General features: G+C 66.2%; 14 protein-coding genes and 1 tRNA gene. All 15 read left to right on the top strand.

The features are described from left to right. A partial coding sequence (locus QUW25_RS09495) for a hypothetical protein (RefSeq protein WP_289511973.1) occupies positions 1–207 on the top strand: 207 nt, incomplete at its 5' end. Between the two features lie 51 nt (positions 208–258). Further along, complete coding sequence (locus tag QUW25_RS09490) at positions 259–594, top strand: YbaB/EbfC family nucleoid-associated protein (protein WP_289511972.1); 336 nt, start codon at positions 259–261, stop codon at positions 592–594. 13 nt (positions 595–607) lie between these two features. Next, positions 608–1,216, top strand: a complete 609-nt coding sequence (gene recR, locus QUW25_RS09485; RefSeq protein WP_289511971.1) for a recombination mediator RecR — start codon at positions 608–610, stop codon at positions 1,214–1,216. Positions 1,217–1,238: 22 nt separating this feature from the next. Beyond that, positions 1,239–2,042: a hypothetical protein gene (locus QUW25_RS09480; RefSeq protein ID WP_289511970.1), complete on the top strand. Its 804-nt coding sequence runs from the start codon at positions 1,239–1,241 to the stop codon at positions 2,040–2,042. Positions 2,043–2,147: 105 nt separating this feature from the next. After that, positions 2,148–2,224: transfer RNA gene (locus tag QUW25_RS09475), tRNA-Asp, on the top strand. Between the two features lie 206 nt (positions 2,225–2,430). After that, positions 2,431–3,123 carry an HAD family hydrolase gene (locus QUW25_RS09470; protein ID WP_289511969.1) on the top strand — a complete coding sequence of 231 codons (693 nt, stop codon included), beginning with the start codon at positions 2,431–2,433 and terminating at the stop codon, positions 3,121–3,123. Between the two features lie 26 nt (positions 3,124–3,149). After that, positions 3,150–3,638 carry an RrF2 family transcriptional regulator gene (locus tag QUW25_RS09465; RefSeq protein ID WP_289511968.1) on the top strand — a complete coding sequence of 163 codons (489 nt, stop codon included), beginning with the start codon at positions 3,150–3,152 and terminating at the stop codon, positions 3,636–3,638. After that, a complete protein-coding gene (locus QUW25_RS09460) occupies positions 3,639–4,553 on the top strand; it encodes an adenine glycosylase (RefSeq protein ID WP_289511967.1) in 915 nt (304 codons plus the stop codon). A 72-nt stretch (positions 4,554–4,625) separates the two neighbouring features. Continuing rightward, complete coding sequence (rbr, locus tag QUW25_RS09455) at positions 4,626–5,171, top strand: rubrerythrin (protein ID WP_289511966.1); 546 nt, start codon at positions 4,626–4,628, stop codon at positions 5,169–5,171. A gap of 254 nt (positions 5,172–5,425) precedes the next feature. Further along, positions 5,426–7,582, top strand: a complete 2,157-nt coding sequence (gene glgB / locus QUW25_RS09450) for a 1,4-alpha-glucan branching protein GlgB (RefSeq protein ID WP_289511965.1) — start codon at positions 5,426–5,428, stop codon at positions 7,580–7,582. 115 nt (positions 7,583–7,697) lie between these two features. Further along, the gene (locus QUW25_RS09445; protein WP_289511964.1) at positions 7,698–10,130 is read left to right on the top strand and encodes a glycogen/starch/alpha-glucan phosphorylase; all 2,433 of its coding nucleotides are present in this window, start codon (positions 7,698–7,700) and stop codon (positions 10,128–10,130) included. 56 nt (positions 10,131–10,186) lie between these two features. Beyond that, positions 10,187–11,335 (top strand): glucose-1-phosphate adenylyltransferase, encoded by a 1,149-nt coding sequence (locus QUW25_RS09440; protein ID WP_289511963.1) that lies wholly within the window; start codon positions 10,187–10,189, stop codon positions 11,333–11,335. Positions 11,336–11,337: 2 nt separating this feature from the next. Next, entirely contained in the window at positions 11,338–12,432 is a 1,095-nt protein-coding gene (glgD, locus tag QUW25_RS09435; RefSeq protein WP_289511962.1) for a glucose-1-phosphate adenylyltransferase subunit GlgD, read from the top strand. Between the two features lie 16 nt (positions 12,433–12,448). Beyond that, positions 12,449–13,948 (top strand): glycogen synthase GlgA, encoded by a 1,500-nt coding sequence (gene glgA / locus QUW25_RS09430; protein WP_289511961.1) that lies wholly within the window; start codon positions 12,449–12,451, stop codon positions 13,946–13,948. 3 nt (positions 13,949–13,951) lie between these two features. Further along, on the top strand, positions 13,952–17,215 hold the full coding sequence (locus QUW25_RS09425) for a 4-alpha-glucanotransferase (RefSeq protein WP_289511960.1): 3,264 nt from the start codon (positions 13,952–13,954) through the stop codon (positions 17,213–17,215). Positions 17,216–17,263 lie beyond the last annotated feature (48 nt).

Genomic DNA, 17,263 nt, shown 5'->3' with positions numbered 1-17,263 from the left:
CAGGACCCCGGCCTGAGCCCCGAGTTCGCCGACATAGCCTCCATGCTCACGGCCGCCTTCGGCCAGCCCCTCTCCGTGAGCGTTGAGTCTGCGGTTTCCACCTCCGACGAGGACGCCGCGGCCGAGCTTGCCTATGATGGGGACCCAAACGAGGACGCCGGCTTCACGGACGAGCCCGTCGACGACGGGGATGACGACGAGGAGTAGTCCTTCTCGCCCGGCATCACACGCACTGAGACCACGAACGAAAGGAACGTCATGGCCAAGGGATACAACATGGGCGGCATGAACCGCAATCAGATGATTCAGCAGGCGCGCAAGATGCAGGAGCAGCTCATCGCCGCTCAGCAGAAGGTCGCGGCCACCGAGGTCTCCGCGAGCGCGGGCGGCGGCGCCGTCAAGGTGACGGCCACGGGCGACATGAAGCTCACCTCGCTCACCATCGACCCAGAGGTGCTCAACCCCGAGGACGCCGAGATGCTCCAGGACATGATCATGGCGGCCGTGAACGACGCCCTCGCCTCCGCCGAGCAGGCCGCGAGCCAGCAGATGAGCGCCATCACCGGTGGCCTCAACATCCCCGGCCTCTTCTAGGCGGACCCTCCAGATGGACGCCACCATCAACGACGGTCGCGCGCTGCAGCGCCTTCTCGACGAGCTGGGCAGGCTCCCGGGCATTGGCCCCAAGTCCGCCCAGCGCATCGCGTACTACCTGCTCGAGGCAGACGCCGAGCAGGCGCGCCGTCTTGCGAGCGCAATCCTGGAGGTCAAGCAGCAGGTCCACTTCTGCCCGGTGTGCTTCTCGTATGCCACGCGCGACACCTGCGACGTCTGCGCGGACGGCTCTCGCGACCGCTCCAAGATCTGCGTGGTCTCCGAGCCTCGTGACGTGAGCGCCATCGAGCGGACGGGGAGCTACCGAGGCCTCTATCACGTTTTGGGCGGCGTGATCAGCCCCATGGACAAGATCGGGCCGGATCAGCTCCACGTGCGCGAGCTGCTCGCGCGGCTTGCGGACGACGAGGTCGAGGAGGTCATTCTCGCCACCAACCCCGACGTTGAGGGAGAGACCACGGCAACGTATCTCGCGCGCGTCATCCTGCCGCTGGGCGTGCGCGTGTCGCGCCTGGCGAGCGGCCTGCCCGTGGGTGGCGACCTCGAGTACGCCGATGAAGTCACCCTCGGCAGGGCCATCGAGAACCGCCGCGAGGTCTAGGCTCGCGCGAAAGGAGATCGCCATGACAGCAGCTAGAAACGAGCGTCCCTCCCGCGCCGCAGGGCACATGGCGCGAAGCGACCGCCGCGCCGCTCGCGACGTTGCCCCCGATGACAAGATCTCGACCATCCATGCCGGGCAGGGTGCCCGGGTGACCACGAGGAAGAACGCCGCCCAGGCCGCTGCCGGGGCGCGCCGCAGCGCCATGAAGCGCTACCTCGAGCGCCATCCCGAGGCAAAGGCCCCCGAGGGCGGCCCGGAGCGCAGCGGCAAGAACGTGGTTCTTCTCGTTGTCCTGGGCGTTGTTGCCCTGGTGCTGGTCTTTCTCCTTGCGCGCTGCGTCTCGGCGCTCTTTGTTCCCGACCCCGCCGAGCAGGCGCGCCAGGCGGCCGAGCAGGCCCAAAACGAGCAGAACCTCGAGACGTCAACCGGCGCCGAGGGCAGGGACCCCGAGTCGGACCAGGTGGACGCTGGCGCCTCCATGTCCTACGGGGGCAGCACCTACACGCTCCAGCAGCAGGAGGACGGCCTCTGGGCCGTGGTGCGCTCCACGTCCGGCAGCAGCGCCACCACGCTCTTCCTGGTGGAGGGGACGCCCGCCTGCCTGGTGCGCTACCAGGACATCCTGCTTGTCCCCGAGAACCGCAGCGGCGGCTGGGACGTGGTCAGCTACGTGATCGACGGCCACTCGGACCCCGGCTTTGTCATGGGGCCGGACGGCGCCCAGGCGGGTGGCTCGGGTGACGTCTCCAGTGTGAGCCTGGACGGCTCGACCCTGCGCGTGACCGACTCAAGCGGCGCCACGACCGACGTTGCGCTCGTGTAGGAATCGTGCACTTCTGCCCGCCCGCTCGTCGCGAGAAACTTTTTTGAAATTGGGCCTTGCCACGGCCGCGCGGGTATGTAAGAATAGCTCCCGCGCAAGGCGAACGGGGTGTTAGCTCAGCTGGTTAGAGCGCCGGCCTGTCACGTCGGAGGTCGAGGGTTCGAGTCCCTTACATCCCGCCATTGCACTGACTGGGGGTCCTTCGGGACCCCTTTTTCATGCCGAGATTCCGCACCGGGGTTTTCTCGGCGGCGGAGCTGGGAGCGCGGCGCAGGCCCCCGGCTCTTCTCGGCGTCGGCGCGACCGTCCGCTGACCGCTCGCCCGTGCTCAATTGCTCACTTCGCGGTATCATATCCCCTAAACGTTAGTCGCGAGGACGGTACGGCAATGACATCTAGCCCCGAGCAGCACATGCGCGGCGTTGCGGTCTTTGACTTCGACGGGACCTCCGTCGACGGTCAGTCCGGCTCGCTCTTCACGCAGTACCTGTTCCGCAGCGGGCTCATGTCGCTGGGCCGCCTGCTGCGGCTCGGCTGGTGGGGCATCCGTTACAAGCTGCACCTGCCCTTCCGGCAGGGCGAGGCCCGCGAGCTGGTCTTTGGCTCGCTTCTGGGGCGAGACTCCGCAGACGTTGACGCCATCATGGTCCGCTTTCACGACGAGGTCCTGGCGCCGCGGTACCGCCCGCAGGCGCTCGCCGAGGTGGCGCGCTGCCACGAGGAGGGCCTGCTCGTCCTGCTTGTCTCGGCGACCTTTGAGCCCATCGCGGAGCGCGGCGCCCAGATGATGGGCGCGGACGCCTGCGTGGCAACAAAGATGGAGCGCGACGCGAGCGGCAGGTACACGGGTGAGGTCGAGGGCCCCGTGATCGCTGCGGAGGAGAAGTACCGCGCCGTCGTTCGCTGGTGCGACGAGCACCTGGGAGAGGGTTGCTGGCGCCTCGAGCGCGCCTACGCCGATCACCACACCGACGCCGACCTTCTCGCCCGCGCGGAGCGGCCCTTTGCGGTCTGCCCCGGCAAGACGCTCGTCGTGGCCGCCAAGCGGGCGGGCTGGCCCATTTTGGACTGGGACCGCTAGCCGCGCGGCGCAAGGGGAGGAGAGCGATGGACATCTCAAAGAAGACCGACTATGCGCTGCGCATGCTGGCGGCGCTCGTTGCCAACCCCGACGGGGTCATCTCCGTGCGCACGGCGGCGCGTGAGAACGGCGTGCCGTACTCGTTTGCCCGCTCGATCCAGCACGACCTTGCCGTGGCGGGCATCGTGGAGAACACGCGCGGCGCGAGCGGCGGCATGCGCCTCTCCGTCGATCCAAGGCAGACCACGCTGCTGCAGCTCGTCGAGGCCGTTCAGGGCCCCGTGATCCTCTCCGGCTGCCTTGACCCGGCAGGGGACGGCTCGCCGTGCCCCAACCGCGCCTCGTGTCACTTCTCGCCGGTCTGGTGCAACGCGGAGCGGATGCTGAGGTCGTTCCTCTCGTCCGTGACGCTCCATGACCTTGTGACCGAGGGCCTCTCGCCCGTCTTTGAGGGCAGCTTCTCCCTGGTGGATGACGCCACCGCCCGTGCTCTCGCCGAGAAGGACCTCAGCTAGATGGCCCGCGCTCCCAGGCGCGACGCCGATGGCGGGGGCCTCGGCGTCTCTCCCTCTGACCTCGACGCCTTCAGGGCGCTCGTCCTGGAGCGCGGCCGCGAGCTCTATCGCGACCTCCCGTGGCGCCGCACGCGTGACCCGTACGAGATCTGGATCTCCGAGGTGATGCTCCAGCAGACGCAGACCACGCGCGTGGACGGTCGCTGGCAGCGCTGGCTCGAGCGCTTTCCCACGGTGGCGGCGCTCGCCACGGCGGGTCCGGCCGAGGTGCTCGAGGAGTGGCAGGGGCTCGGCTACAACCGGCGCGCCCTGGCGCTGCATCGGGCCGCGCGGGCCATCTGCGAGCGAGGAGGCGCGCTTTCCGCGGACGCGCGCGCCCTCACGGCGCTTCCCGGCATAGGCCCCGCCACGGCTGCCGGAATCCTCGCCTTTGCCTTTGACCTGCACGCCGTTTACCTGGAGACCAACGTGCGCGCGGTCTTTCTCCACGAGCTCTTCCCGGGCGCGGAGGGGGTCTCGGACCGCGCGCTGCTGCCGCTCGTTGATGCCACCTGCCCCGCGGACGCGAGCGACCCGTCGGATGACCCGCGCACGTGGTACTACGCCCTTCTCGACTACGGCGCCTACCTCAAGCGCACCGTGCCCAACCCGTCGCGGCGCTCGAGCGGCCACACGCGCCAGTCGCGCTTTGAGGGCTCCCACCGACAAAAGCGCGCCGAGCTGCTGCGCGTTCTTCTCGCCCACCGCGAGGACGGCCCCGCTGGCGTGGACTTTGGGACAATCTGCGCGGAGCTTGCAAGCGAGGAAGAGAAAGCGGGTAGAAGTGCCCTAAGCGCCCCCGAGGTGCGGGCCCTTCTGGACGAGCTTTCGGCTGAGGGGTTCTGTCGCTCGGAAAACGGCGCCTGGCACGTGTAGCCACCAGGTTCAAGACGCCGGGCACGGGCTCGGCGCAACGAGGGTCCCTCCGGGGACGGGAGAGGAGCTCCAATGGCCGTAGACTTTGAGAACTCGCAGACAAAGAAGAACCTCGAGGCAGCCTTCGCCGGCGAGTCCCAGGCCACCAACAAGTACGCCTACTACGCGAGCAAGGCCAAGAAGGAGGGCTACGAGCAGATCTCCGCGATCTTCACCGAGACCTCCGGCAACGAGAAGGAGCACGCCAAGCTCTGGTTCAAGTACCTCCACGGCGGCGAGGTGCCCGACACCCTGGCCAACATCAAGGACGCCGCGGCGGGCGAGAACTACGAGTGGACCGACATGTACAAGGGCTTTGCCGAGACCGCCGAGGCCGAGGGCTTCACGGAGATTGCCGCGAAGTTCCGCATGGTCGGCGAGGTGGAGAAGCACCACGAGGAGCGCTACCTCAAGCTGGCAGAGCGCGTGGAGAAGGGCGAGGTCTTCGCGCGTCCGGGCGTCAAGGTCTGGAAGTGCCGCAACTGCGGTCACCTGCACGTTGGCCCCGAGGCCCCCGAGGTCTGCCCGGTGTGCAACCACCCGCGCGCCTACTTCGAGGAGCAGGCGATCAACTACTAGCCTCAAAGTGGACAAAGTGGACATGCGAGCCCCGGTTCCCGCGCGGGGAGCCGGGGCTCCTCTGTGCCGCGCGTCAACCAAGCGCTGCAAGCGGCACCTGTTGCCCTTCTCGCCGCGCCTGCGCGCACGCTCGCGGGTTTTTCGTGGACACTCGGTTGACGAAACGCTCACAATGGGAGTTGTTCTGCGCGTGGACCTCCCACGCCGGAATGCCCACGCGGAGGGCGTGGCGCAAGACCACCGAGGAGTGAGACATGGAAACTCTCGACAGCACTCTCTACCTGAGCAGCGACGACCTGTTCCTGTTTGCTCGCGGCGAGTGGTACCGCAGCTACGAGAAGCTCGGCGCGCACCCCGCGGTGACGGACGACGGCACCAGGGGCTATCACTTTGCCGTCTGGGCGCCCGACGTCAAGAGCGTCCACGTCATCGGCGACTTCAACGGCTGGGATGAGTGCGCCACGCCGCTTGCCCCCACCGAGACGGGCGGCGTCTGGCAGGGCTTTGTGCCCGGCGTCGAGGAGGGCGTCCTCTACAAGTACCTCATCGAGACCACTTCCGGCCAGAAGCTCTACAAGGCCGACCCGTACGGCGCCTACGCCGAGGTGGCGCCCGGCACCGCCTCGCGCACCTTTGACCTGGCCGGCTACGAGTGGGGCGACGACTCCTACCTCAAGGCCCGCGCGGGGCGCGACATGTTCGCCGAGCCGCTCAACATCTTTGAGGTGCACCTGGGCAGCTGGCGCCGCCACGGTGACGAGCCGCAGGGCGAGCCGCGCCCCGACGGCACCTACCCTGGCCCCGGCGACCAGTTCCCCGCCCAGCGCGGCGTCATGTACAGCTACGACGACCTCGCCGACGAGCTCGTTGCCTACGTCAAGGACATGGGCTACTCCCACATCGAGATCATGCCCGTCAACGAGCACCCCTTTGACGGCTCCTGGGGCTACCAGCCCACCGGCTACTACGCCGCCACCGCGCGCTACGGCAACCCCAAGCAGTTCATGCACTTCGTCGATGCCTGCCACAAGGCCGGCATCGGCGTGATCTTCGACTGGGTCTGCGGCGGGTTCTGCGCCAACGCCGAGGGCCTCGCCAACTTCAACGGCGAGATGCTCTACGAGCACAAGATCCACCCCAACTGGAGCACGCACCAGTTTGACTACGGCCGCGGCGAGGTCCGCAGCTTCCTCGTCTCCAACGCCCTCTACTGGGCCGAGAAGTTCCACGCTGACGGCATCCGCATGGACGGCGTGTCGTCGATGCTCTACATGAACTTCGGCATCGACGACCCCGGCCAGAAGCGCTTCAACGAGAAGGGCACCGAGGAGGACCTCAACGCTTCCGCCTTCATCCGCCAGACCAACACGGCCATGGGCAAGGAGCACCCCGACGTCATGATGATCGCCGAGGAGTCCACCGCCTGGCCGCTCGTGACCTACCCGCCCGAGGACGGCGGCCTCGGCTTCCACTTTAAGTGGGACATGGGCTGGATGAACGACACCCTGCACTACATGCAGACCGACTTCCCGTGGCGCCCCGGCAACTACAGGATGCTGACGTTCTCCTCGATGTACCAGTTCAACGAGAACTTCATCCTGCCGCTCTCCCACGACGAGGTCGTCAACGGCAAGTGCTCGCTCATCACGCGCATGCCCGGCGACTACTGGCGCCAGTTCGCCGGCATGAGGGCCCTCGCCTTCTACCAGATGACGCACCCCGGCGGCAAGCTCAACTTCATGGGCAACGAGATCGCCCAGTTCATTGAGTGGCGCTACTACGAGGCCATCCAGTACTTCCTCGCCGAGCAGTACGAGACCCACCGCCACCAGCAGCTCTTCGTGCGTGACCTCAACCACTTCTACAACGACCACCCCGCGCTGTGGCAGCGCGCCTTCTCGCAGGAGGGCTTCGAGTGGATTGACGCTGACAACGCCGACCAGTCGATCATCACCTTCGTCCGCAAGGGCGCCAAGCCTGGCGACGAGCTCGTGATCCTCATCAACTTTGACGTCAACGCGCGCGAGGACTTCCGCATGGGCGTCCCGGAGTGGGGCGTCTACGAGGAGCTCTTCAACTCCGACGACGAGCGCTACGGCGGCTCCGGCGTGGTGAACGTGGGCAAGCTCAAGTGCCAGGACGAGCCGTGGAACGGTCGCGAGCAGTCCATCGTCGTGCGCGTCCCGCCGCTCGCCGGCATGGTCCTCAAGAGGACCGGCTCGCTGCGCCGCCCGGCAAAGAAGACCGCCGCAAAGGCCGCCGAGAAGCCCGCGGCAAAGAAGGCGCCGGCCAAGAAGCCTGCCGCCAAGAAGGCGGCCGAAGCCGAGAGGCCCGCTGCCAAGAAGACGGCCGCGGTAAAGGCGGCGTCAGCAAAGAAGACTGCCGCGAAGAAGAAGGCTTCGACGGAGTAAGCTTAAAGGGGCCGCCTGCGGGCGGCCCTTAACGCCGGGGTCGGGACCGCGACGTCGACCCCGCCGCGCGCACCCGCGCGCGTCGTGTACGTGTCGCCAGAAGCTAGGAGCAGTTTTGACTAACGACAAAATCTTTGAGACCGAGCAGGACTTCATCGAGCAGTACCGCGAGGAGTGCGTTGCCCGCTACGGCACGCCCTTCGAGGACCTCGCCGACCACGAGCGCTTCTTCGCGCTCGCCGAGCTCATTGCCAACAAGGGCCGCGCCATCTTCCCGCAGTCCCACCCCAAGGGCGCCAAGAAGGTCTACTACTTCTCCCTCGAGTTCCTTCTCGGCCCCCTGCTCGATAACTACCTCATCAACTTTGGCATCCGCGACCTCGTGGCCGACGGCATCAAGGAGATGGGCTCCAGCCTTGAGGACCTCTGCCGCCAGGAGGTCGACCCGGGCCTCGGCAACGGCGGCCTCGGCCGTCTGGCCGCGTGCTTCCTCGACTCCATGGCCCACGAGGGCATTGCCGGCTACGGCAACGGCATGCGCTACCGCTACGGCCTCTTCCGCCAGTACATCGAGGGCGGCCGTCAGGTCGAGCGCACGGACAACTGGCTCGCCAACGGCTTCCCCTGGGAGACCCGCAAGGACGGCAGCTCCGTGCTCGTCCGCTTTGGCGGGCAGGTCGTTCGCCACGAGGAGAACGGCAAGTTCTGGTTCACCCAGGAGGGCGGAGAGATCGTTCGCGCCGTGCCGTACGACGTGCCCATCATCGGCTACGGCGGCAAGGTCGTGAACAAGCTGCGCCTGTGGTCTGCCGAGCCCTACACCGAGGACTTTGACCTCGACGCCTTCAACGCCGGCGACTACGCCCGCGCCAACAAGTTCCGCTCCGACGTTGAGGCCATCTCCACGATCCTCTACCCCAACGACGCCGGCGAGCACGGCCGCATGCTGCGCCTCAAGCAGGAGTACCTGTTCGTCTCCGCGGGCCTTCAGACGATCCTGCGCACCTACGAGCGCGAGTTTGGCTCCGATTGGGAGCACCTGGGCGACCACGTGTGCATTCACACCAACGACACCCACCCCGCCATGTGCGGCCCCGAGCTCATGCGCATCCTCGTTGACGAGAAGGGCGTGGACTTTGAGCTCGCCTACAAGGTGTGCAAGGAGGCCATCTCCTTCACCAACCACACGGTCATGCCCGAGGCCCTGGAGAAGTGGCCCATCAACACCTTCCGCAACCTGCTCCCCCGCCTCTACATGTTCATCGACGAGGTCGACCGCCGCTACCGCGACAGCCTTGCCAACCACCTCGCTCCCAACGACGGCAACTGGACCAACGTGCTCCAGAACACCGCCATCCTCTGGGACGGCCAGGTCCGCATGGCCAACCTGTCCATCATCTTCTCGCACTCGGTTAACGGCGTCTCCGCGCTGCACACGCAGATCCTCAAGGACTCCGTCTTCCACGAGTTCTACGAGATGATCCCGCACCGCTTCAACAACAAGACCAACGGCGTCACGCACCGTCGCTTCCTCTGCGAGGCCAACCCGTCCTACTCCAAGCTCATCACCGAGGCCATCGGCGACGTCTGGCTGGACGACGCCAACGAGCTCGAGAAGCTCACCGCGTTTGAGGACGACGCCTCCTTCCTCGAGGGCATGGAGGCCGCCAAGAAGGCCGACAAGGAGCGCCTTGCCGCCTACATCAAGGAGACCGCGGGCGTTGAGCTCGACACCAACACGGTCTTTGACGTGCAGGTCAAGCGCTTCCACGCCTACAAGCGCCAGCTCCTCAACGTCTTCAAGGTCCTCGACATCTACAACCGCATGCTCAAGGACCCGAGCTACAGCCCGCGTCCCACGTCGTTCATCTTCTCCGGCAAGGCCGCCCAGAGCTACACCTTTGCCAAGGAGGTCATCCGCCTTATCAACTCGGTGGCCGACGTCATCAACAACGACGAGCGCGTGAACGACAAGATCAAGGTGGCCTTTGTGCCCAACTTCGCCGTGTCCAACGCGCAGCTCATCTACTCCGCTGCAGAGATCTCCGAGCAGATCAGCGTGGCCGGCGCCGAGGCCTCCGGCACCTCCAACATGAAGCTCATGATGAACGCCGCCATCACGCTGGGCACCCTCGACGGCGCCAACATCGAGATCTCCGAGCTCGTTGGCCCCGAGAACATCAAGATCTTCGGTCTGCACGCCGATGAGGTCGAGGCCCTGCGCGCCTCTGGCCGCTACTACGCGTGGGACATGTACAACTCCGACCGCGACCGTCTCGGCCGCATCGTGGACATGCTCACCGACGGCACGCTCGCGCGCCTCTCGGGCAACTTCGAGAGCATCCACGACTACCTGATGGTCGATAACGATCCGGACCTCGTTCTGCGCGACTTCCACGCCTACGCTCAGGCCTGGGAGGAGCTCACCGGCTTCTACGGTGACCGTGCCGCATGGAACAAGGCGGCGCTCCACAATACCGCCAAGGCCGGATATTTCTCTTCTGACCGAACCATTCGTGAGTACATGGCCGATATCTGGCACATTTAGCTATGTGTTTTGGGGGCGCTGCCCCCATGCGTTGGGTTGTCGAAAGGAGTGGGGGTATGAGCAAGAAAGAGTGCATCGCAATGCTCCTGGCAGGCGGCCAGGGCAGCCGCCTCGGTGCGCTGACGAGCAACGTTGCCAAGCCGGCCGTCTCGTTTGGCGGCAAGTTCCGCATCATCGACTTCGCGCTCTCCAACTGCGCGAACTCGGGGATCACCACGGTCGGCGTTCTCACGCAGTACCGTCCGTACCTGCTTCACAGCTACATCGGCACGGGCGAGGCGTGGAACCTCGACGAGCGCGGCGGCGGCGTCTCGATCCTTCCGCCCTACGCCACCCAGACGGGCGGCGCGTGGTACGAGGGCACCGCGGACGCGGTCACGCAGAACCTTGGCTACATCGAGCAGAACGACCCTGAGTACGTGCTGATCCTCTCCGGCGACCAGCTGTACCGCATGGACTACGACGACATGCTCGAGACCCACAAGAAGAACAACGCCGACCTCACGATCGCGGTCATGCCGGTGCCCTGGGAGGAGGCCTCCCGCTTTGGCATCCTGACCGCCGACCCCGATGGCCGCATCACCAAGTTCTCCGAGAAGCCCAAGAAGCCCGACTCAAACCTCGCCTCCATGGGCATCTACATCTTCAACGCCGACCTTCTCGTCGAGACGCTGAAGGAGGACGCCAACGACCAGAACTCCAGCCACGACTTTGGCGGCGACATCATCCCCAAGCTGCTGGGCGACGGCAAGCGCCTCTTCACCTACAAGTTCGAGGGCTTCTGGCGCGACGTCGGCACCATCTCCAGCTATCACGAGACGAGCATGGACCTTCTTGGCCCCAACCCCGCCTTTGACATCTTCAGCACCACGTTCCCGATCATGAGCAACGCCTCCACGCGCCCGCCCGCGTTTGTGGGCAAGGACGCCACGATTGACGACTGCCTCGTCTCCAACGGCTGCCAGGTGTACGGAACCGCCAGGCACTCCATCCTCTCGACCGACGCCTACGTCGGCGAGCGTGCCACGGTCATCGACTCCGTCCTCCTGCCCGGCGCCAAGGTCAAGGACGGTGCCCACGTCGTGCGCGCCATCCTCGGCGAGAACTCCGTCGTGGAGGAGAACGTCAGCGTCGGCAGCGTCGATCAGACCAAGGACACCGCCGTCATCGGCAACGACGTTGTCGTTGGGAAGGGGGAGAACTAACCATGGAAAAGGTTATCGGCCTCATTACCTGCAACTACTCCGCTAAGGAGACGAGCCCGCTCACCGAGAACCGCCCGGTGGCGTCGCTGCCCTACTTTGGCCGCTACCGCATGGTGGACTTTGCCCTGTCCAACCTCGTGAACTGCGGCATCCGCACCGTCGGCATGGTCATGCCGTACAACTACCGCTCGATCATCGACCACGTGGGCTCCGGCAAGGACTGGGACCTCGACCGCAAGAACGGTGGCCTGTTCATCCTTCCCGGCTCCGCCTTCGGCACCTCCCGCACGGGCGCCCGCTTCCTGCTGCGCGACCTCATCCACAACAAGGCCTACTTCACCCGCAGCACCTCGAACGCCGTGATCTTCTCGACGGCCAACTTTGCGTACAACGTTGACCTCGACAAGGTCTATGACGCGCACCGCGAGTCTGGCGCGGACATCACCGTCCTCACCAAGACGGCTGCCGAGAAGGACGCCGACGTCACCGCCTTTGACGTCATCGACGGTCGCGTCCAGAGCGTCCACCACGGCTGCACCTTCGGCGAGACGATGTTCCTCGACTGCTTCGTCATCAACCGCCAGCTGCTGCTCGACATGTTTGACTGGTACGCCGCCACGGACTACCTGGACCTCTTTGAGGCCATGGCCAGCGACTTTGGCCGCGTGAACGTGCGCACCTACAACTTTGACGGCTATGTTGCCCCCGTCTTCAACAAGCGCTCCTACTTCCGTGCCAACATGGACCTGCTCGACCCGCGCATCACTGCCGAGCTCTTCCCGGACGACCGCACCATCAAGACCAAGACGCACGACACCCCGCCCGCCAAGTTTGAGGTCGGCTCCCGCGTGCTCAACTCCGCCGTTGCCTCTGGCGATCGCATCTACGGCAGCGTTAGCGACTCCATCCTGGGTCGCAACGTCATCATCGAGGCCGGCGCCACGGTGCGCAACTCCATCGTGATGCAGGGCTGCGTGGTCAAGAGCGGTGCCCGCGTTGAGAACGCGATCGTCGACCGCGCCAACGTGGTTCCCGCCGGCACCGAGCTCAGGGGCACCCCCGAGGACGTGCTGATCAAGGAAAAGGCTCACGACTAGGCAGGGGAGAGCAGCAATGTCAACAAATGCCAAGCGCAGAAAGCTGAGGGTGCTCTTCGCGTCCTCCGAGGCTGTGCCGTTTGCCAAGACCGGTGGTCTGGGCGACGTGGCCGGCTCGCTCCCCCGCGCGCTCAAGCACGCTGGCGCCCGCGCCGCCGTGATCATGCCCAAGTACGCCAGCATCTCGCAGGAGTACAAGGACCAGATGAAGCACGTGGCAGACTTCTACGTGCCCCTCTCCTGGCGCAACGAGTACTGCGGCATCGAGAAGCTCACGCTGCAGGACCTCGACTTCTACTTCGTGGACAACGAGGCCTACTTCAAGCGCGACGGCCTCTACGGCTACTTTGACGACGGCGAGCGCTTCGCCTTCTTCTCCAAGGCAATTTGCGAGGCCATCGCTAGGGTTCCCGAGCTCGAGTGCGACGTGCTGCACTGCAACGACTGGCAGACGGCGCTGTGCTGCGTGTTCCTGCGCGAGTTCTACCAGCAGATCCCGCAGTGCGCCAGTGTCAAGACCGTCTTCACCGTCCACAACGTGAAGTTCCAGGGCCAGTACAGCGACAAGATGCTCGAGGAGGTGCTGGGCCTCGCCCACATCCCCGCCGCGCGTGACCAGCTCTACTGCGACCGCGACTCCATCAACTTCATGAAGGGCGCGCTCTGCTACGCCGACGTGCTCACCACCGTGAGCCCGAGCTATGCCTACGAGCTCCAGATGCCCTTCTACGGCGAGGGTCTCGACGACATCTTCCGTCGTCGCCAGGGCGTGCTCCACGGCATCCTGAACGGCATCGACCAGACCATCTGGAACCCCTCCACGGACCCGATGATCCCGGTCAACTACTCCGCCAAGGAGCTCGAGAAGAAGGCCGAGTGCAAGCGCGCGCTCCAGGAGGAGCTGGGCCTGCGCCAGGATCCCGAGCGCCCGCTCGTGGTCTCCATCGGTCGCCTCACGGACCAGAAGGGCCTCGGCCTTGTTCGCTACGCGATGGACCACCTCATGGAACGCGGCGTCCAGGTTGCCATTCTCGGCACCGGCGACAAGGACCACGAGGACGCCTTCCGCTACTTTGACGCCAAGTACGGCGACATGATGTGCGCGCGCATCGCCTTTGACAACGCGCTCTCGCACCGCATGTACGCCGGCGGCGACCTGCTGCTCATGCCGTCCGAGTTTGAGCCGTGCGGCCTGTCCCAGATGATTGCCATGCGCTACGGCACGCTGCCCGTCGTTCGCGAGACCGGCGGCCTGCGCGACTCCGTCATGCCGTACAACAAGTACACCGGCGAGGGCACGGGCTTCTCGTTTGCCAACATGAACGCCGACGAGATGGCCGACACCCTCCTCGGCGCGTGCGAGATCTTCTGGACTGATCATGACGCTTGGCATAATCTGATGCTGCAGGCCATGGATGCCGACTTCAGCTGGCGCCGCGCCGCGAACGACTACATGGACATGTACCATGACCTCCACCCGGAGATCATCAGGTATAACAAGCGGAGAGATAGGTAGCATTTGAGGGCTCGTCACGTAACCTCCGACCTGGAGTACAGAAACCCCTTCGGTGCCGTCCAACTGGGCGGCACCGTTTCGCTGAGCATAGATGTGTGGGGCGACGACGTCGTCTTCTGCACGCTGCGCGTCTGGACGGACGCACACGGCGAGGAGCTTATCGACATGCGCGGAACCCGGGTTGACGGGGGCCTGCGCTTCACGGCCACCTACAGGCCGGCCGAGACCGGCGTGGTCTGGTACAGCTTTGACATCGAGGCGAGCGACGGCTCGGTGTGGCGCTACGGCGCGCGCGAGGGCTGGACCACAGGCGAGGGCACCTTTGCCTATGGCGACCCGCCCTCGTTCCAGATCACGGTCTTCTCGCCTCGCGTCAACCAGCCCGCGTGGTATCGCGAGGGTATTGTCTATCAGATCTTCCCCGACCGCTTTGCGCGCGGGGAGGACTGGGAGGAGCGCGCCGCAGCCTCGCTCGCCATCCGCCGCAAGGGCGGGCCGGGCAGGGCCATCGTGGAGGACTGGGACACGCCCCCCACGTACGCGCGCACCGAGGACGGCGGCATCGACCACTGGGACTTCTACGGCGGCACGCTCGAGGGCATTCGCGAGAAGCTCGGCTATCTCGAGGACCTGGGCGTGACGGCCATCTATCTCAACCCCATCTTTGAGGCGGCGAGCAACCACCGCTACGATACCGCCGACTACCAGCGCATCGATCCCATGCTCGGCGACGAGGAGAGCTTCCGCGCGCTCTGCGTTGACGCGGAGGAGCACGGCATCTCCGTCATCCTGGACGGCGTCTTCAACCACGTGGGCGCGGACTCCCGCTACTTCAACCGCTTTGGCACGTACCACGAGCCGGGCGCGTGGCAGGGCGAGCGCTCGGCATACCGAGACTGGTTCACCTTCAACGAGGACGGCACCTACGCCGGCTGGTGGGGAGACCAGAACCTCCCTGCCGTGAGGTCCGACTGCGAGGAGTTCCACGAGCTCGTGTGCGGCCGCGCGGGCGTGATCCGCCACTGGCTGCGCTCCGGCGCCCGCGGCTGGCGCCTCGACGTTGCCGACGAGCTCACCGACGAGTTCATCGCGCAGATCAAGCGCGCCCTCCTTGCCGAGAAGCCCGACGGCGTGCTCATCGGCGAGGTCTGGGAGGACGCCTCCAACAAGCTCGCCTACGGCAAGCTCCGCCAGTACTTCCAGGGCAGGGAGCTCGACGCCACGATGAACTACCCCGTGCGCACGGGGCTTCTCGCCTACATTCGCGGGGACATTGGCGCGAGCGAGCTTGCCGCGCGCCTTCAGCAGCTCCGCGAGAACTACCCGCGCGACAACTTCTACTCCGCGCTCAACCTCATTGGCAGCCACGACCGCGAGCGCCTCTTCACGGTGCTCGGCGGCGCGCCGGACCCGGACGCGCTCTCCGAGGAGGAGCGCGCGAGCTACCGCCTCTCCGACGACCAGGTTGGCCTGGCGAAGGCGCGCCTGTGGGTGATGGCGCTGCTGCAGATGACCCTTCCCGGCGTCCCGTGCATCTATTACGGCGACGAGCGCGGCGTAGAGGGCTTCCGCGACCCGTACAACCGCGCGAGCTTCCCGTGGGACGGCGGCAAGGCCGACTGCGCCACCATCTACCGCAACGCCATCGCCGTGCGCAAGACGCTCCAGCGCCTCTTTGTTGACGGCGAGTTTGAGCCCTTCTCGTCCGGCGAGGACGTCTTTGGCTTCTGGCGCCGCAGCGGTGACGCGCGCGTCTGCGTGCTCGTGAACGCGAGCCTGGAGAAGGCCCACACGGTCAAGGTGCCCGTGGGCAAGAGCCTCGTCTCCGACGTGGTCTCCGGCACGGTCCCGCGCGTGAGCCACGGCCAGGCCGAGGTCTTCCTCTGGCCGCTCGGCACCTCCGTGCTGCACTTCCACGAGGGGGAGCGTCTCCAGGCCTCGCTCGAGCGCGGCATGGGCGTGCTCTGCCACGTGACCTCGCTCCCCAACCACGGGCGCATGGGCACGCTCGGCGCCCCGGCGCGCCGCTTCATCGACTGGCTGGCGGCCGGCGGGCAGAAGTACTGGCAGGTGCTCCCCGTCAACCCGCCCGACCAGTACGGCTCGCCCTACGCGGGCCTCTCCGCCTTCGCGGGCAACGTGGGCCTGCTGGAGCTTCCGGCCCCCGCCGCGCTCGCCTCGCTTGAGAGGATTGGCAACGACCCGGATTACCTGCAGTTCTGCGAGGAGAACGACTACTGGCTCACGCCGTATGCGACCTTCCGCGCCTGCAAGGAGCTCCTGGGCGGCAAGCCCTGGCAGGAGTGGCCGGAGCCCTATCGCACCTACTCGCCCAAGCTCGCGCAGGACCGCAAGCTGCGCCAGGCCATCGAGGGCCACCGCCGTCTACAGTACAAGTTCCAGTGCGAGTGGGACGCGGTGCTCGACTACGCCCATGAGCGCGGCATCCAGGTCATCGGCGACATGCCGATGTTTGTCTCGGCGGACTCCGCGGACGTGTGGAGCGAGCCGGACATCTTCGACCTTGACGAGAAGGGCTACCCGCGCCGTCAGGCCGGTGCTCCGCCCGACGCCTTCTCCGAGGACGGCCAGAACTGGGGCAACCCCACCTACCGCTGGGACATCCTGCGCGAGCAGAACTTCGGCTGGTGGTTGCGCCGCTTTAGCCGCGCGCTCAAGCTCTACGACGTGGTGCGCCTCGACCACTTCATCGGCTTCTCCTCGTACTACGCGATCCCCGCGGGGGAGACGGCGCGCGCGGGGGCCTATGCGTTTGGCCCGGGCGCGGAGCTCTTCGAGGCGGCGCGCAAGCAGTTTGGCCCGCTTCCCTTCATTGCCGAGGACCTCGGCGTGATCACGCCCGCCGTGCGCGCGCTCATCACCGAGACGGGCATCCCCGGCATGGACGTGGTGCAGTTTGCCGACAACGACGTGCGCGAGGGCTACGAGCCGCGGCCCGAGACGATCGTCTACACGGGCACGCACGACAACCAGACGCTCGTTGGGTTCTGCGAGAGCCGCTACGGCCTCGAGCGCGAGGAGGCCGTTGAGCTGGCGGACTCCATCGCGCGCCGCGCCCTCGTGTCCGATGCCGACGTGGCCATCATGCCGCTGCAGGACGTGCTCCAGCTGGGCGACGAGGCGCGCATGAACGTGCCCGGCGTGGCCGAGGGCAACTGGCGCTGGCGCGCGCCGGACGAGCTCGTGGCTGAGTCCGCCGAGCGCCTGGCAGATCTTGCCGAGAAGAGCGGCCGCATCCTGGGATAGACGCCGTGACGCGCCGTCGGGTTTCTCGCCCGGCGGCGCGTTTTTCTC

The organism is Thermophilibacter provencensis (assembly GCF_030372065.1).
Lineage (GTDB): Bacteria > Actinomycetota > Coriobacteriia > Coriobacteriales > Atopobiaceae > Thermophilibacter > Thermophilibacter provencensis_A.
The sequence above is the reverse complement of the archived record's forward strand: the minus strand, read 5'-3'. Positions and strand labels throughout refer to the sequence as shown.